The following is a 22,994-nucleotide window of genomic DNA, read 5'->3' on the forward strand; positions in this document are numbered from 1 at the left end:
GTCGCCCGAGTTTGAGCGGATGAAGCAGATAATCCGCAAGATAAAATCCGCGAAAATTTTTGACTAGAATAATCCGGCCGGCCGGCTCGGCCGTTCAACCGATAAAGCTCATGAGAAGCCCCTTGTTATGACAGCCGTTCCCCCAGCCATCGGGCTCTTCGCGACTGTAGGCCGTTGGCTCGACGCCAACATTTTCGCGCTGGGGCGTGAAATGCGTTTGTCTTATCTTCCCCCGCTCATGGTCTACGCCGCCGCTGGCATTTCCAGCCTGACGGGAATCGTTGGCACCTTTTATGTTAAAGAGCGGCTAGGGCTTTCCGCCGAGTTTCTGGCGGCGCTCGGATTCTGGATGATGCTGCCCTGGGCATTGAAGATGCCGCTCGGCCATCTGGTAGACCTGGTGTGGCGATGGAAGAGCCTGCTTGTGTATCTCGGCGCGGCCCTGATCACGCTGAGCCTGCTGATCATGATCGGGCTGCTTGGGCACCTGGACGCCATGCGCGCTATCGCTACAGTAGAAACCTGGTACGTTACCGCCGCTTTGCTCGCACCCATCGGCTATGTTGTTCAGGATGTGGTAGCAGACGCCATGACGGTAGAGGCCGTGCCGCGAGTGGATGCAAATGGACATCCGCTGACCCTTGAAAATCGCAAGTCCATGCACGTCACCATGCAGACGCTCGGGCGGGTTGCGATTATCAGTGGCGGTGTGTTGGTCTCGGTTGTGAATGTCGTCGTGTTGCAAGGGGTGGGCGAATTACCCGAAGCGCAGAAAGCAGCCGCTTATCTGTTCGTCTACGAGCTTGCGTTGATAATTCCGCTGGTTTCAGTAGCCGGCGTCTTGTTCGCCTCCTGGTTGCGGCGGCGGGATATGGCACGATTTGCAGCGCAGGGACATAGCCGCCAGCAAGCCGAGGCCCTCCTTGGCATTGATATAGACCCACCTCCAGTCAACTGGTGGATTCTCGGCGGCGGATTCGCCTTTACAGCGGTGTCCCTGAGCGTCGGCCTAAGCCGCATCCCCGGCGGGGAAGAAATTATCTTCGCGGTATCCATGGCAATTGTTTTGTTTCTGATGTGGCGATTGACAGGCGAACTTGAGCCTGATGCACGCAACGTACTGGTGGGTACGGCAGTTCTGATATTTGTATTTCGCGCGATACCGGGACCGGGCGCCGGTTCCACCTGGTGGATGATTGACAGCCTGGGCTTCGACCAGCAGTTTCTCGCCGCATTGTCTCTGATTGGTGCGACGCTGACTCTTGCCGGAATGTTCATTTTTCGCCGTTTCATGGCTGAACGGTCGATCGCATATATCATCGGCGCGCTCACCGTTTTGGGAACCCTGCTTTCGCTGCCTACAATCGGCATGTACTTCGGGCTGCATGAATGGACCGCCTCCCTGACCGGTGGCGTAGTGGACGCGCGATTTATTGCCGTGATCGATACTGCACTTGAATCGCCTCTGGGGCAAATCGCAATGATTCCCATGCTGGCGTGGATCGCCAACTCGGCGCCGGAAAGACTCAAGGCGACTTTCTTCGCGGTGATGGCTTCGTTCACTAATCTTGCCCTGTCCGCTTCGCAGCTCGCCACTAAGTACATGAATCAGATTTTCATCGTTACGCGCGAGGTAGATGATCCCCTTACCGGCCAGATCCTGGTTCCCGCGGACTACAGTCAGCTTGGCATATTGTTGATCTCGGTAACTGCGATCGGCTTCGTGCTGCCGCTACTGGCTATCCTGCTGGTCAAGCGCACGCGATTTCGCAATGCCTGAACTGCTCGGGCTGCAAACATTTATTTCACCCAGCCCCATACTTCATTGAAGGTCAGTTGTTCAGTTGCAAATGCCTCATGTGCTCTCTCACCCCTTGACAACATCGTGGCTGGAGGACATCATTGAACCCGGAATTACACGTTCATGGATTCTTTATCATCCCATGAATTTCCCGAGCATCAATCAAAGCTGCTGAATTTCCTCTTTTTTAACAAACTCTTCCTGTATCCGGAGAATTGCAACCTATGCCACGACAAAAAGGCATAACCCTGCTCGCGCTGTTGTTGATTGTTTTTGCCACAGCAATGACCTACTGGATATGGCGGGCCCATACCCAGGTATCCCTGGAGATCGCTCTTTCCTGCCGCGTGCCTGCTGCTGAGGCCTGCGCCTCGGCCAAGGCGCGCTATGTGCATAGTTTTTATTCTGCATGGTTTTCGCAGATGTTTCCATGGATTCTGCCGTTTCTTCCAGCTTTTATTTATGTATTCTTTTTTCGCTGGTTGCGCAGAGACAAGCAGTCTTTGTAAGGATTAAGAATCCGCGATTTTGCAGCCAAGTCAGGTAGAGCAATGGCGGCAAGAAAACTTATCCGGCACAACAGGCATGGCTAACACACCTACGATTCAGGCGTGTATTGCCTCAGCTATTCAGCCTGGGCGCGCTGACGGATTTGGATGAATTTAAGCTAATTCCATATTTCGCGCCATTCCCAAGGAGGGGAAGAATAAGGATCAGACCATAATCCGCGCTTGGCGGCCTGGGCTTCATCCTCGAGGGGGTCGAGGGTCGGGTCTTCTACGTAGCGGTCGTATACCCAGGCCATGCCGCGTCTCACCTGTTCCTCGCCTGCATCGACATCTCCGCAGCGAACCTTCGCAAACATGCGGCCATACTGGTCCTTGCCTTTCGGAGACACTGTCACTTTTTCCCAAAAGCACAGTTCAGTTAGGGATTGTCTCGAACGGGTGCCAAAGGGCTGGTTTGTTTCGGGCGCGTCGATTCCCGCCAGACGAACCCTTACCCACTCATTGTTTATTATCACGGTAAGGTTATCGCCATCCGCGATATGGACCACCTTGCCGGTGAGGTCCGCGCGGGCCACGCCGGGGAAGGCGATAAATATAAGCAGCGCAAGAGTAACAATGGGATGCTGCATATCCGGTACCTATTCTGCTGGTAGTGCTCCAGATTATTATTAATGGCGCCTGCTGGGCAAGAGTGGCAAAAGTGGCGGGTCGTCATGAATTATAGTTGCCGTTTGCAATCGCTAGCGCCCAGTATCATGCTTCCAGTACAGTCAGCGGCAATTCCGTCTGGCGCGCCATGCCCATGCTCTGCAAGGTGCTGCCTGAAGATAACGAACTGGCACGGACGCCCAGCAATCGCAACTTGCGCTTCAACGGCGTGCGCCGCAGGCACTCTTCCGCCGCCCGACGAATTGCGACAGCATCGGCCGCAGGAAAGGATAAGGTAATATCGCGGGTTATGGTGTGGAAGTCTTCGTACCGCACCTTGATGCTGATGGTTTGGGCAACGTAACCCCTTCGCTGGAGGTCTTTTGCCAAATCTGCACAAAGGCCGGTGAAAATTTCCGACAGAATGGAGCGATCATGCTGAACGTGCAGATTTCTTTCGAACGTCGTTTCGCGACTGATCGACTTGGGTTCAGAATTCACTATTACCGGCCGCTCATCGATGCCATGAGAAACTTCTTGCAGCCAGCGGCTATAGCTGCGGCCGAAGCGCGTTTGAAGAAACGCAGCATCAATTTGAGCCAGCTCGCCGATAGTAGTAATGCCGAGCATCGCCAACTTTTGAGTGGCTTTTGGCCCGATTCCACTGATTTTGCTGACTGGAAGAGGCCATATCCGGCGGGGAATATCCGCTGGATTCAGGATGACGAGGCCATCCGGTTTCTCCAGATCGGAGCAGATTTTCGATAACAGCTTGTTGGAAGCAACACCAATGGAACAAGAAAGCCCGGTGCTGTCGCGCACAGCTTGCTTGATGTGCTGGGCAAGCGTCAACACATCATCCTGCAGTTCGCTCAGGTCGATGTAAATCTCGTCAATGCCATGGTCTTCAATGTGGTGAGCAACCTCTGCCACAGCTGCTTTGAACAGGCCTGAATAGTGGCGATATGCGCTGAAGTCGGCAGGCAGCAAGATGGCATCCGGCGCAAGCTGTGCGGCTTTCATCAGACCCATCCCGGAGGAGACGCCGAAAACACGAGCTTCGTAGGTGGCGGTAGTGATGACGCCCCGGCCGGCATAGTCCCTCAACCGGGCGAAACGCCTGCTGCCGTCTTTAAGCTTCTCCGGCTGCTGATCGCCCCGCCCGCCAATCACAACCGGCGAACCGCGCAATTCGGGGTAGCGAAGCAGCTCGACCGATGCGTAGAAGGCATCCATATCGAGGTGAGCAATACGCCGGCACACTTAACAGCCTCCCGGCTAAATCGGAGACAACAAAGTTTGATGGTTTTTCATCAAACTTTACGCAATGTCATAAGCGGCGGTGTCGAGAGTGCGGAGCGAGTGCCCATCAGCCCCGCCGCGGTCACGCCCACAATCCCTGCAAATAAGCCGGTCAACCATATCCACGGGTTGAATGTATAGCTCAGATTCAACGCGTATTCTCCGACGACATAGCCCAGCGCGTTGGCGCCCGCCGCAGCAAACAGCCCGGCAAGGCCGCCCAATATGGCGAATTCGGCTGCCCATGCGCCTGCGAGTTGTCGGCGCTTCGCTCCCAAGGTGCGGAAAATGGCAGCCTCATGAATCCGCTCATCCTGAGTAGAGACAATGGCGGCATACAACACCGTCAGTCCCGCCAGTAACGTAAAAAGGAAAACGAATTCGATCGCTTTGGTCACTTGTTCAATTACCTTCTGGACCTGGCTGATGATGTTCGCAACGTCGAGCACGAGCAGGTTGGGGAAGGCCTTGATCAGTTGGTTCGTCACTTCTATCTGCTGAGACGGCAAATGGAAACTGGTAATATAGCTCACCGGGTATTTCTCCAGTACACCCGGCGGCGTCACCACGAAAAAATTGACGCGAAAGGAATCCCAATTTACTTTCCGCAGACTGGTCACTTTGGCGGAAAATACGCTGCCCGCCACATCGTAAGTCAGCCTGTCGCCCAGCTTGATGCCGATTGTCTTCGCGATATCCTCCTCCATGGACAATTCCGCTTTTCCGCTGTCTCCCTTTTTCCACCAGTGGCCGCTGACAATCTGATTGTCACTCTGCATTTCGTCTGCCCAGGACAGATTGAACTCACGTTCCACGAGGCGTTTGGCGCGGATATCGGCATATTCACCTGACGCGATCGACTTGCCATTGATCTCGGTCAAGCGTCCGCGCACCATTGGAAAGACGGGTGGGCGTTCCATGTTGTGCTGACTAAAAAATGCCGCCAATGGTTGTAATTGGTCTTCCTGTATATTTATCAGAAAATGATTGGGTGCATCCGGTGGCAGGCTGGTACGCCAGTCCTGCAGCAGATCGTCCCGGATGAGCGTCAGCGCGAGCATCGCCATCAGCCCCAATCCCAATGCTACGGCCTGAACCACGCTGGAAGTCGCACGCCGGCGGATACTTGCCAATCCGTAACGCCATGCGCCCGCTGTATGACCACGCATGTGCGTCAGGGCCTTTAACAGCAGCCATCCAATCAAACCAAAAACCGCGATCGCCGCAACGAATCCGCCTATGACAGATACACCCAGGCGCACGTCGCCGGCTTTCCATAAGAACAATATCGACAATGCGGCCAGCCCCAGCGCATAGCCGGTAATGCTAAAGGTATTCGGCATACCAATATCGCGACGTAATACGCGTAGCGCCGGCACGCTTCGCAAATTGAGCAGAGGCGGCAATGCAAACCCAAGCAGCAACACCATGCCGGTCAGCAACCCGTGCACGGCGGGCCATATACTCGGCCACGGTAATTCAGCTTCCACCAACCCAGAAAGCCAGAAAGTCAGCGCCTCCTGCGAAACAAAACCGAGCAGGCATCCTGCCCCGCTGGCGATCAGCCCCAGTGTAATAAAATGATACAGGTACAGGCGTAACATCGAACCCTGGCTGGCGCCCAGGCAACGCATCACCGCGCAACCGTCAAGATGGCGCTGAGTAAAACGACGTACGGCAAGCGCTACCGCCGCAGCCGCTAGCACTACGCTTGCCAGTGCGGCAAGACTGAGGAATTTTTCCGCACGCTCCAGCGCCGCTTTGATTTCGGGACGGGCATCGCGAATCCCCTCTATTCTTTCCCCAAGCATCAAATGCGATTGGGCCCATCTCCTGAAATTCTCCACGTCGCCGGATTCTCCGGAAACCAGAAGACGATAGCCGATCCGGCTACCCTCCTGCACCAACTTGGTTGCGGGCAGGTCCGCCGCATTGATCAGCACCCGGGGCCTCAGGTTGAGGAATCCGATGGAATAATCCGGTTCCTGCGTTATCAGTGCGTCAACAGTAAGGTGTACCGCCCCCACCTCTATCTTATCGCCTCGATGGAGATCAAGGCGGACCATGAGCTTCTCATCCACCCATGCCGAACCAGGCGCCGGAATTGCATTTGCAACCCGTGTGGCTTCAGGGGATACATTGCTGAAGTCCTCGGTGATACGTAAGGTACCGCGCAAAGGATACCCAGCGGTGACCGCCTTGATCTCCGTCAGTAAATTGCTCTCCCCCTTCCCGGTCATACTGGGGAATTTAAGCGCAGTGGAAACTGCCAACCCCAGCCGTTTCGCTTCATCGGCATAACGCGGGGCCAGCGGATGGTCTGAAAAAACGATCAAGTCTGCGCCAAGCAACTGGTTGCCCTGGCGGGAAAGCGCCAATTGCACACGATCGGCAAAAAACCCGACCGTGGTCATCCCACCGATCGCAATAACCAGAGCGAACGTCAGTACACGTAACTCCCCCGCACGCCAATCGCGGCGAAGCATCCGAAAAGAAAGCTTGAAAATGTTCATGAAACCCTGCTGTAAATACGGTGGCTAATTATTTGTGAGTACTCAGGAAATCCTGTCGGTTAAATCCTTGCAGCGAGTTCATGCTAACACCGATCGAGAATATTCATGGTGGTCATGGCGACACCTAAAAGTAAGCTATAACCATAATGGCAAAATTCACCAGTGTTCACAACCATAATCAACAGCGTTTGGAGTTGCGGCAGTAGGTCGGGCTCCGCCCGACGATCTAAGAAACGATGGCGGGCACAGCCCGCCCTACCGTGAGCGTAATTTAATTAGGCGTTGAGTAGTTGAGCTTGATGACTGAAACCCTATAGTACCGAGATAGTGTTTTTTACCCCATCCCCTTATCGCTTCCAATACGGGCTTCAATCGCCGCCCTCCTCTATTAAAGGTATTCGTAGCGTACAGGTTTCTGCTGGTGAGCACTCCGGATAATCAGCAGTAGGGCGGGCTCCGCCCGACGATCTAAGAAACGATGGCGGGCGCAGCCCGCCCTACCATGAGCGTAATTCGGTCCAGCAGCTTCTAATCTTTTAAGCCGATCCGCAAGTCTGTTTGAATGGAAGCGATATTTTCCGGTGCGATATCAGATCATGATCGCGGCATTTGCCCAGTATCAACCAAATCGCAAATAATCAACAGAACTCGGAGTTGCAGCGGTAGGTCGGGCTCCGCCCGACGATCGAGAAAATGATTTCGGGCGGAGCCCGACCCACCGTGAGCGTAATTAATCAGGCGTTGCGTAGCTGTTGCATGTAGTCTCGCCAGCCTCCAAACCGGCTGATATCCTCCGCATCTGCGACTGCATATCCCTCACACAGAAAGCTCTGCACAATGTCGCCATTTCCCAGGGTAATGGTACCAATGCCTAGAGGCGCAGGAATACCCGCCACAAAACTGCCGAATTCCTGCGTCGGTAATTCCCACACTTCGACTTCGATGGCGGTTCCTTGTTCATTTCTTTCCACTCGCACCAATCCGGGACGATAGGGCGGTCCTCCCGGTAGCGCGTAAAGTTTATAGTCTGGTGAAGTCGTGGTGCTCAACACCAAACGTCCGCTGCGGCTGATCAGTTGTCCGTTCAACGGGAGCCCGGACAAGTGCGCGCCACAAACCGCCACGCGTACGTGGCCGGGCTGCTGATCGGATCGCGGTGTCTCTGATGAGCTCCGAATCAAGAGATGTTCCGGCAAGACCTCTTCTCGCAGGGGAATGCCGGTTGCCCCAAGGGGCAGCGCATAAGCTTGTTGCAGGCGTCCGGCGAGATGCAGCAGCGCCTCATCGTGGTGGGCTGGCGCTGAAAGGGTTATGCCGAACGGCAGTCCGTCACCTTGAAAACCGGCGGGCACCGCTACCGCTGAATAATCCAGCAGGTTCATGAAGTTGGTGTAGTAACCAAGATTTGCGTTGAGGCGTATGGGGTCCTGCTGCATCGCCTGGATTGTATAAATGGTTCCGGCTGTTGGCGTCAGCAGACAATCCACTTCAGTCCAGATTCGATCAGTCTGCCGTTTAAGCCCATGCAAGCGATATACACCGTTATAGGCGTCGGCAGCGGAGTATCGTTTGGCGCTGCCAATTATTTCCCGTACTGGCGCAATTATCTGCTCGCTACGCGAGTCAAAAAATTGCTGAATCGCCGCATAACGCTCGGCTACCCAGGGACCGTCATAGAGCAAGCGCGCTGCTTCCAGAAAGGGCGCGAAGTCTATCTCAACGGATTTACCGCCCAGGCCTTGCAGTTTTACGATAGCTTCGTTGAACAGCCGTTCATACTCTCGATTACCGAAGAATTGCGATTGATCCTTGCGGGGAATACCAAAGCGAAAACGATGTTCCGAAAAGCGTCGTGTAGCAGAATCAGGGCCGCGGCCTTGTCTTTCCCGCGAATAAATGTCTTCAGCATCAAAGCTGGCGGTTACTTCAAGAACTCGCTCAGCATCGTCTGCGGTAAGGGCAAAGATGGAAACACAGTCAAGCGAGCGGCAGGCGGGCACCACTCCACGCGTGGAAAGCCAGCCCCTGGTCGGCTTATACCCGACAAGATTATTGAATGCAGCCGGCACCCTGCCGGAACCGGCGGTGTCGGTTCCCAGGCTGAAACATACCCAGCCTTTCGCCAGGGCCACCGCCGAACCGGAGCTCGACCCACCTGAAATATAATCGAAATTGAAGGTGTTGCAGCAAGCCCCGTACGGAGAGCGAGTACCATTCAATCCGGTTGCGAACTGGTCGAGATTGGTTTTGCCGATGGGAATTGCGCCAGCGTCAATCAATCTCTGCACCACCGTTGCGCTGCGCTGCGGCGTATAGGCAAAGCCGGGGCACCCTGCCGTGGTCGGCACGCCCGCCAGATCAATGTTGTCCTTTATGGCGAAGGGAATACCGTACAGCGGCAGTGCTGGCTTACCCACGGTCCTGGCCCTGGCCTCCACCACGCTGGCATAGCGTCTCAAGGTTTCAAGCGGCAGTTTATGTATCCATACATGAGCCGCATCGTCCTGGATCGCCGCATGCACCGCTTCCACCATCTGGCCGGGCGTCAACTCGCCGCTGGCATAGCGCTGCAGCAACGAAGATACATCACCTAAAGGCATCAATTCGTTCAAGTTAATCCTCCTGAATCACCAGCAGCAACTGGCCGGCGGTCACATGTCCGCCTACCTTGCAGAAAAACTGACCAATCGTGCCGCTCACTGTCGCTTCCACGGCAAACTCCATCTTCATCGATTCGACGATAAGAATCGACGTTCCCGCTTCGACATGCTGCCTCTCCTCGACCAGCAGTTTCCATACCGTACCGGTCACGTGCGAGGCGATCGCGTGCGCCCCATCCGGAAGGTCCAGTTCGCTTTGCGCATCGGCTTCCTCAAGCGTAATCTCGCTTACATATTCGACCTTGCCCTCGGCATCCCAGCGTTCGCGCTCGGCTTCAAACGCAGCTTGCTGTTTTGCCTTGAAAGCGCTGATTGGCGCCGCGTTCTCTTGTAGAAAGGCGTTATATTGTTTCAAGCTGAACCTGTTTTCTTCCATGCGCAGCTTGAAGTGCCCAGTGATGAAATCGCGGCGCAGCTTGAGCAATTCGCTCTCGCTAACCGGATAGAATTTGATCTGATCGAAGAATCGCAGCAACCACGGCTTGCCATCCTTGAAATCAGCGGTTTGACGATAACGATTCCACATCTGTACAGTGCGCCCGACAAACTGGTAACCGCCAGGCCCTTCCATACCATATATGCATAGATAGGCCCCGCCTATCCCCACCGCGTTTTCGGGCGTCCAGGTACGTGCGGGGTTATACTTCGTAGTGACCAGGCGGTGGCGGGGATCGACAGGGGTCGCTACCGGCGCACCCAGGTATACATCACCCAGCCCCATCACGAGGTAACTGGCCTCGAACAGGATGCGTTGCACTTCTTCAATGCTTTCGAGCCCGTTTATCCGGCGGATGAATTCGATATTGCTCGGGCACCATGGCGCGTCGCTTCGCACGGATTGCATGTATTTGTCGATCGCCAACCGGGTTGCCGCGTCATCCCATGACAAAGGCAAATGCACGATGCGTGTGGGAATCTCCAGGTGTTCGATGTCCGGCAGCTTCTTTTCCGCGGCGATCAAAAAATTCAGCAGCTTATCGCGCGCCAGCAGGCGCGAATCGAAATGGATTTGCAAAGACCGGATGCCGGGCGTCAGATCCAGGATACCTTTCAGGCTGCCGTTATCGACGGCAGCCTGAACCCACTCCATGAGCGCGTGGGCACGGAAGCGCAGGTTGAGATCGAGCTCAGGCGGGCCATATTCAACCAGCAGATTTTTGTCACCTGCCTGTCGATACACTACCTGTACCTGCTGGCCAGCCGGCGGGATAGCGTGGAGGATTGGTGTGGTTGTCGTTGCCGTATTGGTTACTGCTGTGGCCCGTGTTTTTGGTTCAATTTCCAGCGGGACTGCTTTTGACACCCGGAGGTTTTCGACAGCGGCATCCTGCAATTTTTCGAGTGCAAGCGCCTCGTCCATTGAAACCCGGCGAAAACGCACGCTATCGCCCGGTTTGAGCTGGCCCATTTTCCACAATTCAGCCTGAACTATCGTTACGGGACAGACAAACCCACCCAGACTTGGTCCATCCGGCCCGAGTATCACCGGCATATCGCCAGTAAAATCCACTGTGCCAATAGCATATGCATTGTCATGAATGTTGGACGGATGCAGCCCCGCTTCGCCGCCATCGCTTCGCGCCCACTTTGGTTTGGGACCGATCAGGCGTACGCCGCTTCGATTCGAATTGTAGTGAACCTCCCAGTCGACAGCGAAGAGTGTCCGAATGTCCTCTTCGGTAAAAAAATCCGGCGCACCGTGCGGACCATAAAGCACGCCGATTTCCCACTTATCACTGTAATAGGGAATCAACTCTGCCGGTAGTGAGCTCCGGGCACCGTTTGCACCGTTACTGCGCGTGCCATCATGGTCTGAGGCATCACTGGCATCGGCTGCAACGATGTGCAGCACATCGCCGGTAAGCAGAGTCCGCCCAGCGTGGCCGCCAAACTGTCCGAGGGTAAAGGTGGATTTACTGCCCAGATAGTCAGGAACCTGGAAACCGCCCTGAACCGCCAGATAGGCGCGACAGCCATTACTCACCAGCTTTCCGAATTGTAATATTGCGCCCGCCTTGACCGGATACGGTCGCCAAAAGGTCAGCGGCTCACCATCCAGGCGCACCTCCATGGGCGCGCCGCATACCGCAATGATGGAGTCGCAGTTGAAACGCAAGGTCGGGCCCGCCAGGGTGATCTCGAGCCCTGCCTTGTCTTCCGTGTTGGCAACCAACCGATTAGCCAAGCGGAAGGCCAACCCATCCATCGGTCCGGATAGCGGCACGCCGATATTCCAGTAGCCCGTTCGCCCTGGGTAATCCTGCACCGTGGTCAGCACGCCGGGGCTCAACACATCGACGGTATGAGCAACATAACGGAAGCCGTTCAGGAAGCTCGTCGTGTGCTGTCCGCCGCGAAATACAGCCCCACGCAGGATCTGCTTGAGATAACCCACATTGGTTTCAATGCCGTTCAGTGCCGTAGCATCCAGCGCGGCCAGGAGTTTGGCGATGGCCTGATCACGGTCTGCCGCATGCACGATTATTTTCGCCAGCATCGGGTCATAGAACGGCGAGACCTCAACACCGCGTTCCACCCAGGTTTCAACCCGCGCTACTGACGCGGGCGGAAACTCGGCCGAGGTGAGCGTACCGCAGGATGGCTGAAAATCCTTGGCTGGGTTCTCGGCGTATACCCGCACTTGAATTGATGCGCCGCGCGGCTCGATATTGAATGAATCCAGAGGCGGCATCTCTCCGGCAGCTTCCCGGACCATCCATTCCACCAGGTCGATACCGGTCACCTCCTCTGTCACGCCATGTTCGACCTGCAGCCGGGTATTTACCTCGAGGAAATAAAATTCGCTGGTAGAGGCATCGAAAATATATTCCACTGTCCCGGCCGACTGATAGTTGACCGTTTTGCCCAAACGTACCGCCGCATCCAATAGCGCCTGGCGCACGCGTGATGGCAAGTGGGGTGCGGGCGTTTCTTCGATCACCTTCTGGTTGCGCCGCTGCATGGAACAGTCGCGTTCGCCCAGCGCGATAACCCCGCCCTTGCCGTCACCAAAAATCTGGACTTCGATATGGCGAGCATTCTCCACATATTTTTCCAGGAACAGACCCGCATCATTGAAATTATTTCGGGCCAGATACTTCACCGATTCGTAGGCGGCATTGAGCTCTTCCCTGTTCCAGCACAACCGCATGCCGATACCGCCCCCTCCCGCGGTGCTTTTCAGCATGACTGGATAACCGATGTGGGCTGCCTGACGGAGTGCATCTTCCAGGTCTTCCAAAAGACCGGTTCCCGGCAGCAGCGGCACCTGGTTCTGCAAAGCCAGTTCCCGTGCCGTATGCTTCAGCCCGAACGCACGCATCTGCTGCGGGCTGGGGCCAATGAAACAAATGCCATGCGCATCACATTGCTCGGCAAAGTCCGCCTTTTCGCTGAGAAAGCCGTAACCAGGATGAATAGCCTTGGCGCCTGAGTGTGCGGCGATTTCCAGAATCTTGTCGGCCCGCAAATAGCTTTCCGCAGCGACGCCGCTGCCGATTCGGTATGCTTCATCGGCTTCTATCACATGCTGCGACAGTGCATCGGCATCCGTATAGACCGCCACGCTTTTCACGCCCATCCGGCGCAATGTACGGATGATGCGGCAGGCGATGGCGCCGCGATTAGCTATTAATACCTTCTTAAACATGGTTTATCCTGTTCAGTCCTACTTCCTGGAAGCTACCGCATGATGCGCGCGAACCTCCGCAGTAGCGTCGCTCTCGTAATTTGAAAGAATCACAATGGCGACGTGCAGCACTCCGCAATCTGCTCGCAACCCGGGAAGATTAATCAAACGACATGTCTTCGGGATCATCCCAGATCAGGAGACGGATCGGTGTAGGGTTGTAGGCGTTGCACGGATTGTTCAGTTGCGGACAGTTCGAAATCAACACGATCACATCCATTTCGGCCCTCATTTCCACATATTTGAATGGGGCGGACATTCCATCTGCGAACTCCAGGCCGCCGGCCTCCGACACGGGTACGTTCATGAAGAAATTGATGTTGCTGGGCAGATCGCGTTTGCTCATGCCAAGATGTTCACAAACCGGTTCATGGGCCAGCGCGTGCAGAAAGTTGTCGCGACAACTGTGCATTGGAAATTTTTCCAACCCATACCGGACGGTATTGCTCTCCGCGGCGCAGGCCCCGCCTATGGTGTCATGCCGTCCGCATGTGTCCGCCACGATATTGAGCATGACATTGCCGAAGTTGGAATACAGCTTGCTGCCGGTGGTCAGATAGAGCTTCTTCTGGCGGCGGATGGTATCGGTTGCGCTGTATCGCTCAAAGGCATGGGATGCGTTGTAGAACAATGTATCGACAGCCTGGTTACCTCCCAGATCGACAATGCGGAACACCTGATTCTCTGTCAGCAGCCTGACCCAAGGCTCACCTGCCGGACAGACTTCGTCCACCGTTGCTGCCTCGGGATCGAGCTTACTTTCAACAAATTGCTTCTTGTTCATGCCGCACCTCCATGACAAGCATATAAATGCTGGGTATTCAGCAGCGCGCGCGCGTTCTCGGCAATGCGAGTGCACTCCGCTACCACCGATGGCGGCGTCACAAAAGCCACCAGATTGACTGCGCCCGGCTGGTAAGTCTTTGACGAATCAAGCGGGTGTGGCGCAGCGGATAAGACCATTAGCGTATCCATTTCGAAGCTCAGATCCACATAATCTCCCGCCTTGCTGTTACCCGGATGAAACGTCAATTCACCGGATGAATTGGCGGTTACCTTGCTGAAGAAATTGATATTGGATACGACATCACGTATGCCCAGCCCCCACTTTCCCAATTCGATCAGCATGCCATCCAGCCCGTTGCGAAACATCTCGTTACGACGCTCCTCGAACCGCGCCGAACCATATTTCTGGCGTATCAATTCGGCATCGCTCATGCCGCATACGGTATCGTGCCACCCGGCGGTATCTTCGGTAATGCAGCAGAAAATACGGCCCATATCCGAATGGCACGCATGGCCCTTAGTCAAACGGAACGTATGCTGAGACTTGAGTGTATCGGCCATGTTGTAACGTTCCAGTTTTTCCTCCTGATTAAAAAATAGTACGGCGGCATTGGCTCGTCCTATCACATCCACCAGGCGTAGTGTCGTACCCCGCCGCACAATGCCAGACCAGTGGCACCCGCCGGGGATGTGCTGTTCCCAAATCAATGCATCCGGTTGGTTCATGTTTTTCTCCTCGTCGTAATAAATTTTCGGTTGAATGAATTTCGAGAAGGCTGACATCGCACTTCATTTAGACAAAATCTTTTTTTCAAAGTCTTTTTGCTGCGTTCGAGACATCAGGATATGAAGAGTCGTTATTCCCAGGATGCCGCCCAGCACCAGGGGCACCGCCCAGAGCTGCCACCAGGGTGCGTTGGGTGCAACCGCGTAGGCGCGCGGCCAGGCAATGTTGACGAATTCAAACACCGACCAGGCAAAGGCTACGGAGTTGATCAGCAAGCCCCAGATACCAAGCTTTAGCTCACCGAGAGCCGGGTTCCAGCGGCCGGAGAGCCGGGCATACAACCCAACCCCGGTGGTCATGGAAAACATGGCGTAGAGTCCACCTGTGCCAAACGCAATCACCGTAGCCACGGCGCCATCGTTCAGCCCGAACAGCAACCCAAGCCCGGACATCGATACCGTGCATATCACCGCGTTGCGCGGCGTCTTGTCCGGCGCCAATCGGCTTAACACAGCAGGCATATTGCCTTCGCGGGCCATCGAATAAATGATGCGCGACGTGTACTTCACCACCGATGCCCCGCAAGCGAGAAAGGCGATCATGACAATTCCAAGGAACGGCTTCTCCGCCCACGCGCCGAAGCTTGAGATGATCACGGGCGTAATGGGGTCGGACGTCGCACTGGCAATCAGCGTATCGCGATCGAAAGCCAGCGTCAGCGCCGCGGAATTGAACAGCACTACTGACCCCACCATGCACAGGGAAAAGAAGACCGCGCGCGGCACCATGCGTTTGGGATCATGCGTTTCTTCGGCGATGGTGGAACAGGCGTCAAACCCGATAAACGCCCAACCCGCGATGGCGAGCGCCGCCAGAAAGGCGCTTATCTCATTGGGTGCCGTGCCCGTGCCCAAATGCTGAAATAACTCCGAAAATGAATGTTGCCGAAAAAAAAGAAACAGCAGCAGAGCCACACCCACGGACCCGATCATTTCCGCATAAACGCCCAATGAAATGATCAGCTTGAAAATATTGATGTGCGCCACGTTGATCAGCGTGCAAAGCAATAGAAATACCGCGCCCCACGTCACCAACCTGAGCCCGGTTTCACTCTCTGATCCAAAAAAGAGGGAAAGCCAGACTCCCCCGGTATAAGCAGTTGTGGTCAGCATTGCAACCGTGGAGCTGACGTAAATTACGCCGGCATATTTACCGGTGATGGCGCCACCGAGCTGATGCGCCCATTTGTAGGCGCCGCCAGCGATTGGAAACTGCGAGGAAAGCTCGGCATAGACGGTGGCCACAAGCAATTGCATCACCAGGCAGAGCATCAGCGCGCCAAACCAGCCGCCGCCTGTCACGACAGTCTGTACGCCAATGATGGCGTAGAGCCCTACTACCGGCGAAACAACGGCGAAACCGAGGATGAGGCTACTCCAGACACTCATGCTACGGTGGAGTTTATCGGCGACGACGGGCGCCGCTGCAACGGTAGCAGCGGAAGGAGGGATATACCGGCTCTCCCTCATTGAGATGACGCCCATTTCGAGAGGAGCGGGACAACCATGCCTGGCCGATGACCCACGCGCCAACTCATGCTGGAAAAACGCCATTCGATGAGATCAAGCGATCCCGGGCACTATCGATTATTGCTAAAGGGGGAGAAAAAACTAAAGAGAAGTGCATGACCAGTCTCCTTTATCAGCGGATCAAATTCCAAGAGTTAATGTATTACCTACATTATCTCCCGGGCTTTTATCCCTCCGTGGAGCCTCGTCACGACGAAGCCGGAAACTCTTGGACCAGACACTTTCAACGGAAAGCCGGAACCCTAGTTTCGCTTTACTTCAACCGCGCTACACTGCGGCGTGTTTCTGTATTTCTTTAAATAAACAGCAAATCAGGCAACTGTTTCAGGTACAAATAATTTTACACACCTCATCCAAAAAAGCAATACTTAACCTCTGAACAGGGCCAGTCGCTGCAGAGCATTGGCTTCCACACTCCCGTTTTCTCGTCACATCTCTTTTTTACGTGCAACGACAACGCCGTCACGGGTCGGATTTATAAAAGCATCAAATTCGGGATCGTTAAAAATGAGTGAATTGTGCTCAAGAATGGCTTCTGTCCAGCCGGGAACAATATCAACATAATGCTCCAGCGCCACCCTTCCGTGCCAAAGCACGTTATGAGCGATGTAAAGACCGCCAGGGCGAATCCGGTCTTTAGCCATACGCCAAATCTGAGGATAATCGCCCTTGTCGGCGTCGTTGTAGCAAATATCGAATATTCCTTCGGTTTGCGTGAATGTCTCCTGTGCGATCCCAACATGGAAATCGACCCGCTGCGCTAAATCCGCAGACTTGAGGTATCGCTCGGCCTGCTCTTTGTTGAGAGGATCTCCATCGGTACAAATCACTCGTCCATCCATGCCCGCTGCCTTCGCAAACCAGTAGGCGGAATAACCATAGCCGCTGCCGAATTCGAATATACGTTTCGCATTAACAGTCTTTGCCAGGGTTTCCAGAAAAACGCCCACCAGGCGGCCTACGATAGGAAAATTGTTTTTCTCCGCTACAGCTTCCATTTCGGCCAGAACTGGATGATCGGTCTGGCTGACCAGGCTGCGCATGTATTTTTCAATTGCCGGGTTAAGCGGGGCTAATACGACGGGATTTGAAACGGTAGGAGATTGCATTTCGATGATTGCTCCTCAGGAAACAAACAGGAATGGAAACTGCCCGCTGAACCTGGATTCAACCTAAATCCGGCAGTTGGTCGGGGTGGAGTAAGCGGTTTTTGGGATGCAGAGCAAGCGCACTCCTTTTCAGTTATTCGGTTATAGCGCTGTTCACAAATGAGCGGTCAACTGCCGGAGTTAGGTTCAATGATTGACTCTACGCTCAACGCAAGGAGGGGTCAACGCATGGTCGGCTGTTCTTAATGGCGCATGCCCATGGATAACCTTTCACATGCTGGAACCTTCAGATTACTGCTATGCTGTATAGATATAAAATGGCAGAATCAATTGAAATTGGAGGCCCATTCCTACAGCATGGAACGCACTACCCGACGCCCCGGAGTGCATATTTTGAATAGGTCATGTTTACTTACCAACGAGGCGAATCACTGGCACTGGCAGGCAGAGCACTGCTGAGTAATATTGATGCCATTTGGTGTAGAATGTATTTCTTCCTTTCCAAATTGGGTTATCACATTTGGATCGCCGGTAGATGTACCTGCGCAATGTACCTGAGGTAAGGCGCCGCACTAATCTGTACAGTGCCGGTCAAACAGATAACGAAAACCCCAGTCGCATTACTTCCTTTGGCCTTCGTGTGGGCCTCAGCGACTCTAACGCAAATCGGCCAAGGCAAACAGTTGCCTTGATTGCCTGAATTAAAATCCAAACTTGAAATGAGGGTGAAATGAATAGCAGACCGCAAGTTGTACTAACGTCTCAGGATCTGGACCGGCTTGAAGCTTTGCTCGAGACCCTTCCAGCCAATGCATTTCCCGCCAAGGAATTGCGAGCCGAGCTTGACCGCTCCGAAATCGTCGAGCCCGAGCAGATACCGCCTTCCGTGGTAACCATGAATTCAACCGTACGCTTCAGTATCGATTCTTCCGGTGATGACTTCTGCCTGACTCTGGTCTATCCCAAAGACGTTGACGGCTCCGGTGACAAGATATCCATCCTCGCACCGGTAGGCAGCGCCCTCCTGGGCCTCTCCACCGGGGATGAAATAGAGTGGCCCCGACCGGGTGGAGGCATGATAAAGGTACGGATAGTGGAAATCGTCTACCAACCGGAACGCGAAGGAAAATTCTACCGCTAGAGCCCTGCAGCACTCAATCGGCTTCTGCAGATCCACTGGATAACTGTTCATTTTTATCCAGTGGATGAAAGGTTACACATGGCCGCTCACTCACCTGCTTGACCCATCAGTCATACCGCCAGTCGGACTGATTTATTCGATTCGTACGGCTATTCCTACGGCGCAATGCGCTGCGCTTATTGCCGCCCTACACCTTGTCATGACTTGCTGAAATTTGAAATTACTTTGCGGAAACCTCGGGTCCGGCAGGAAACCCAATGCCGGTCAACTGCTCAGTTGTTCAAAGGCTGCCCTGATTCTGCTATAGTCGCGGCCAATTTTTAACCCGGAAATTTGCAATAACCTCCACCATGACCCTGATCAGTTCCCCGGTTTCGGTAGCCACAAGCGGCGGCGCCGAACCAAAGATGCTTTCCATTTTATCCACACCACTCACGCGCACCCCACTATTGAAATTCTGCCTCGGGGCAAGCGCGCTGAGTTTGACTCTTCAAGTGTGGGCGGCGGATTCCATATCTGCCAGTAATACTGCAACGGCAACGGCTGCTGCATCAGCTTCGGCGGGCCCAACCATCAGCGCTCTATTCGATTGGTCAAAAGTTCCTCCTGTCACCGCTCCATCGCGTCCCGGCCTGTTCTCGATAGCGCCATCCGGGCCGGGATATTACTCGCTCCTGGATCAGGTCACCGGCAATCAACGCCAAACTCCGCCGGTCTCGCCTTACGCGCCCTATGCGCTCATGACCACACCGGCTTTTGATATCGATTTCCGCTACCTGGAAAAACCGGGGCATGAAAAGGATCTCTTCGACCCCATCAAACGCATCCATATCGGCAATGACTTTCTGCTGTCGTTTGGGGGCAGCTTCTGGTACCGGTATATGCGGGAATCCGATGTCCGGCTGACTTCCGCAAATGATAATTACCATTTGATACGCAGCCGATTCCATGCCGATTTCTGGTACCAGGACCGGGTCCGGCTATTTGCCGAGTTTCTGGATGCACGCAGCTTCGGCCAGGGCCTGACGCCACTTGCCACGGACGTCAACCATACGGACATGCTGAATCTATTTGCGGATATCAAGATCGCCAACATCAAGGACGGGCCGGCTTATCTGCGCGTCGGCCGCCAGGAATTGCTCTATGGCTCGCAGAGGCTGATCTCCACCCTGGACTGGGTTAATACGCGGCGCACATTTCAAGGTGTGAAGGGCTTCTGGCGAACCCCGACATTCGATCTGGACGCGTTCTGGGTACGCCCGATGAATACGGAAAGAGATGCATTTGATAACTGGGACACAAAGCGTGAATTCTTCGGCTTGTGGGGAACGTACAAGCCCATGAAGGGTCAACTGGCCGATTTTTATTTCCTGAGCCTTGCCGACAATCGGGATCTTGCGATCGGAAGAAATAATGCAAGAGGCAATTCAATCGTGCATACCCTCGGCAGTCGAATTGCAGGCGACTACAACCGTTTTCTGTACGAGTTGGAAGGCATGTACCAGTTTGGCCAGTATTCCAATCAGGACATCTCGGCCTTCGCGGTCGCGTCCGGTGCCGGCTATCACTTCAAGGGAACGCCGATGAATCCCCAGTTCTGGCTGCGCTATGACTTCGCCTCCGGGGATAACAACTCGGCTGACGGCAGCCGCAACACATTCAATCAGCTCTTCCCCTTCGGAAACTATTACCTGGGTTGGATCGATCGCGTTGGCAGGCAGAATATCCACGATTTCAATGCCCAGATCAATCTTCATCCCCAGCCATGGGCAACTTTCACAGCCCAGTACCATCGGTTCTATCTGGCAAACAAGCGCGACTTTCTATACAACGCCGCAGGCGCCGCTACCTTGCGAGATCCCACCGGCCAATCAGGCAGCTATGTCGGTGATGAAATCGACTTCCGTCTCAATGTTCATGTCGACCGGCACCAGGACGTCCTGGTGGGATATTCGAAGCTGTTTGCAGGGAATTTTCTAAAGGCAAGAGCACCGGGCGTATCGCCTAGCCTCTTCTACGTTCAGTATAACTTCCGTTTCTAACGATAGGCCAATAAACACGTGAGTCCTTATGGCTAGTTAGAAAAAGATACTGGCTCCAGGATGAGTAAAAACGTAGGGCGCAATAAGCAAAGCGCATTGCACCGCATGGAAATGTTTAGAGAGTCAACCTTGTTCACTGAAGTCGAAAATGTCTGTGGGGGAGCCCGCTATCGCTTAGCCGCAAGGAGCGCACCCGGCCATGACCCAGAAATATCCAGATACCCTATTGAGATGCTCAATCTCCCTCAAACTCGCATAGGGCAAACACCTTCAACCCCTGATTTTCAAGACGCGATCTGCCGCCGATATCTGGCAAGTCGATAACAAAACAGCACTCCACCACTTCGCCGCCCATTTCCTCTATCAGCTTGGCGGCGGCCTCCGCCGTTCCACCGGTGGCAATGAGATCATCCACGAGCAGCACCCGATCGCCTTTCTGAATCGCATCCACATGAATCTCGATGCGATCGCTCCCGTATTCCAGTTGATAATCGCGGCCACGTGTTTCGGCAGGCAGCTTGCCTTTTTTTCGCACCGGCACAAATCCTATGCCAAGCTCATAAGCAACCGGTGCTCCGATGATGAAACCTCGCGACTCGATCCCGGCAACCTTGTCGATCTTTACGTTTTTATGACGTTCCGCTATTTCCTGTATGGTGGCGCGCAAACCGACCGGGTCTTTCAACAACGTAGTGATATCCCGAAACATGATGCCTTCATGAGGATAATGTGCGATGGTGCGAATGCGGGATTTAATTTGCATAAGAAGTCTTGTTTTTCTGATTTTAGTTTCTTCGACACCCGGAGCGCCTATATGCCGCCATAGCCTGGGGCTCCGCTATTCGCGTAAAATGATGAGCTCTCAATTTGGGAAGCGGAACAGGTAAGCAGCTATAAATTGGCAATAACGCAGTTCGCTTTATGGTTTTTCGAGGGCAAACGGCGTTAATCCTTTATAATACCGGAAAAGTTGCCGGAAACGGCGTTCTGGTTTATTCTTTGCGCCCCTTGCCGGTTCCGGCAGGTGATTTTGTATTCGGAGAGATGGCCGAGTGGTTTAAGGTACACGCCTGGAAAGCGTGCGTACGGCTCAAACCGTACCGAGGGTTCGAATCCCTCTCTCTCCGCCACCTTGGACCGCCTCTGGGCACGCCAATCGCCGCTGATTGCCGCACTTGGTCAGCAATAGCTTCCTTAGCAGCTCCGCCTTCGATCCCATGATTGGGATTGCGTCGTCGGCGACCTCGACACGCTGCGCTAGGGCGCGCAGATGATCCCGCCGATAGCCCCGCTCGCTGCCCCGGATGCGCTCGCGTGCGCGCGGCGCGAATCCCCGGATCATCGTGAGGGTGATCGCGCTGTGGCCGGGGCTGTCAAGCAGCGCTTGCGCTCAGTCAGCGTCGGCTATGGTCTGATCGCGGATGACCTTGACGAGCTTGACGCCATTCTTCGCCAGCTTGCGGTAATAAAATTCCATCTCAAATTCGTCGCGAAAGAAGCGCGAGAAGCTGTGAACCACGACGACATCGAACGATGGCGACGGCTACGCACATCTTGGGCCGCCTCAATATATTTATCATCGCAGGCTCGAGCATTATCTGGTTCGCGGTCTTTTTGATGAGGAGTAGATCGATGGTGACGACGATCGAAACATCCATCTGATAATTGAAACCCCAAAGGTCCACAGCGGGATCAGGGAGATATATTTACGACTTTCACACTCGACCCTCTGCAAAAGGCGCTCCCTGATCAAATCGATCATCGGAGATCGACCCAGACATGATTCAGCTGAAATGGCGACGAGCTATCCAACCGGGTCAGGTCATGTGATGCGAAATGCAGGACCGACGATCCGGGAAAAGGAGAGGGTTTAGGGAGCCTCTCATATCCGGCCATGTTGAGCTGTTGGTCAACTTCAGTCCAGATCGTCTCAACGTCCATGGATTGAATATAGCCGATCATACAACCTCCTATGTCGTCCTTGCCGTAGAGGTGCGACTTGTCGATGTACCGCCGCACCCCCTGCGCAACATAGTTCATGTTGAATATCCAGGTGCCAATCGCTTGGCCAAGGCGCTTGCATTCAACGACATAGGTTCGCGTAGCACGGTCGAGATCTACCGCTTGATCGTCCTGAAAGCTCCATTGGAAATCGGGGCGCTTGTTCTCTCGAGGAGTTCTCTCAGGATCATCCGGACTCGGTTGATTGTTGGCCTCGTTCACGGGTACGAGATTCCAAGTGTGTTCCCGACATAGGGCTGGGCAGGGGGAGAGTGATAACAGCAGTTTGTGACGGTTAGCTGCAATCCGCCTCATTCGGAAGAATAGCTCCCTGTTGAGATCATTCTCGCAACATGCACCGAAACCATTTTTCCCTGCATCCACGGCTAGCCGCTCAAGGCCTGCCCGAACAACGTCCTGTACTTTCTCGACAAACGACGGCCACAGGTTGATCGAAACCGCATCCAGCCCCGCCATC

16 protein-coding genes, 1 tRNA gene and 1 riboswitch are annotated in these 22,994 nt (G+C 54.4%); of the genes, 6 read left to right on the top strand and 11 right to left on the bottom strand.

Annotated elements, in window-relative coordinates; all coding sequences use genetic code 11:
- Positions 1-127 precede the first annotated feature (127 nt).
- Entirely contained in the window at positions 128-1,780 is a 1,653-nt protein-coding gene (locus BLS94_RS11925) for an MFS transporter (RefSeq protein ID WP_072767347.1), read from the top strand.
- Positions 1,781-2,025: 245 nt separating this feature from the next.
- Positions 2,026-2,310: a hypothetical protein gene (locus tag BLS94_RS11930; RefSeq protein ID WP_256325411.1), complete on the top strand. Its 285-nt coding sequence runs from the start codon at positions 2,026-2,028 to the stop codon at positions 2,308-2,310.
- Between the two features lie 158 nt (positions 2,311-2,468).
- Here the strand turns inward: BLS94_RS11930 and BLS94_RS11935 are convergent, their stop codons facing one another.
- The 9 genes from BLS94_RS11935 to BLS94_RS11975 all read right to left on the bottom strand — a co-directional run bounded on the left by BLS94_RS11935 (position 2,469) and on the right by BLS94_RS11975 (position 17,332).
- On the bottom strand, positions 2,469-2,939 hold the full coding sequence (locus BLS94_RS11935; protein ID WP_072767345.1) for a thermonuclease family protein: 471 nt from the start codon (positions 2,937-2,939) through the stop codon (positions 2,469-2,471).
- Positions 2,940-3,063: 124 nt separating this feature from the next.
- On the bottom strand, positions 3,064-4,221 hold the full coding sequence (gene dinB / locus BLS94_RS11940; RefSeq protein WP_090961331.1) for a DNA polymerase IV: 1,158 nt from the start codon (positions 4,219-4,221) through the stop codon (positions 3,064-3,066).
- Between the two features lie 50 nt (positions 4,222-4,271).
- On the bottom strand, positions 4,272-6,773 hold the full coding sequence (locus BLS94_RS11945) for an ABC transporter permease (RefSeq protein WP_090961333.1): 2,502 nt from the start codon (positions 6,771-6,773) through the stop codon (positions 4,272-4,274).
- A gap of 734 nt (positions 6,774-7,507) precedes the next feature.
- Complete coding sequence (gene atzF, locus BLS94_RS11950) at positions 7,508-9,385, bottom strand: allophanate hydrolase (protein ID WP_090961335.1); 1,878 nt, start codon at positions 9,383-9,385, stop codon at positions 7,508-7,510.
- 1 nt (position 9,386) lies between these two features.
- Positions 9,387-13,082 carry an urea carboxylase gene (gene uca, locus BLS94_RS11955; RefSeq protein WP_090961337.1) on the bottom strand — a complete coding sequence of 1,232 codons (3,696 nt, stop codon included), beginning with the start codon at positions 13,080-13,082 and terminating at the stop codon, positions 9,387-9,389.
- Positions 13,083-13,221: 139 nt separating this feature from the next.
- Positions 13,222-13,905 (bottom strand): urea amidolyase associated protein UAAP2, encoded by a 684-nt coding sequence (locus BLS94_RS11960; RefSeq protein WP_090961340.1) that lies wholly within the window; start codon positions 13,903-13,905, stop codon positions 13,222-13,224.
- Entirely contained in the window at positions 13,902-14,633 is a 732-nt protein-coding gene (locus BLS94_RS11965; protein WP_090961371.1) for an urea amidolyase associated protein UAAP1, read from the bottom strand. Before BLS94_RS11965 ends, BLS94_RS11960 begins: the two co-directional genes overlap by 4 nt.
- A 63-nt stretch (positions 14,634-14,696) precedes the next feature.
- Entirely contained in the window at positions 14,697-16,163 is a 1,467-nt protein-coding gene (locus BLS94_RS11970) for an APC family permease (RefSeq protein ID WP_090961374.1), read from the bottom strand.
- A gap of 213 nt (positions 16,164-16,376) precedes the next feature.
- A riboswitch (guanidine-I (ykkC/yxkD leader) is annotated at positions 16,377-16,480 on the bottom strand.
- A gap of 171 nt (positions 16,481-16,651) precedes the next feature.
- Positions 16,652-17,332 (bottom strand): O-methyltransferase, encoded by a 681-nt coding sequence (locus tag BLS94_RS11975; RefSeq protein ID WP_090961342.1) that lies wholly within the window; start codon positions 17,330-17,332, stop codon positions 16,652-16,654.
- Positions 17,333-18,062: 730 nt separating this feature from the next.
- Here BLS94_RS11975 and rnk point away from each other — a divergent pair.
- Complete coding sequence (gene rnk, locus BLS94_RS11980; protein ID WP_072767339.1) at positions 18,063-18,473, top strand: nucleoside diphosphate kinase regulator; 411 nt, start codon at positions 18,063-18,065, stop codon at positions 18,471-18,473.
- A gap of 350 nt (positions 18,474-18,823) precedes the next feature.
- Positions 18,824-20,515 (top strand): alginate export family protein, encoded by a 1,692-nt coding sequence (locus tag BLS94_RS11985; RefSeq protein ID WP_256325413.1) that lies wholly within the window; start codon positions 18,824-18,826, stop codon positions 20,513-20,515.
- 235 nt (positions 20,516-20,750) lie between these two features.
- On the opposite strand, the gene BLS94_RS11990 is transcribed toward BLS94_RS11985, so the two are convergent.
- The gene (locus BLS94_RS11990) at positions 20,751-21,278 is read right to left on the bottom strand and encodes an adenine phosphoribosyltransferase (protein ID WP_090961346.1); all 528 of its coding nucleotides are present in this window, start codon (positions 21,276-21,278) and stop codon (positions 20,751-20,753) included.
- A gap of 275 nt (positions 21,279-21,553) precedes the next feature.
- On the opposite strand from BLS94_RS11990, the gene BLS94_RS11995 reads away from it, so the two are divergent.
- Together BLS94_RS11995 and BLS94_RS15340 are read left to right on the top strand one after the other, a co-directional pair.
- Positions 21,554-21,645 (top strand) — tRNA-Ser (locus BLS94_RS11995).
- 140 nt (positions 21,646-21,785) lie between these two features.
- Positions 21,786-22,133, top strand: a complete 348-nt coding sequence (locus BLS94_RS15340) for a hypothetical protein (protein WP_090961349.1) — start codon at positions 21,786-21,788, stop codon at positions 22,131-22,133.
- Between the two features lie 140 nt (positions 22,134-22,273).
- Here BLS94_RS15340 and BLS94_RS12005 read toward each other — a convergent pair whose 3' ends face one another.
- Entirely contained in the window at positions 22,274-22,993 is a 720-nt protein-coding gene (locus tag BLS94_RS12005; RefSeq protein ID WP_090961352.1) for a hypothetical protein, read from the bottom strand.
- Position 22,994 lies beyond the last annotated feature (1 nt).

Origin of the sequence: Nitrosospira sp. Nsp18, from assembly GCF_900103145.1 — a bacterium.
Lineage (GTDB): Bacteria > Pseudomonadota > Gammaproteobacteria > Burkholderiales > Nitrosomonadaceae > Nitrosospira.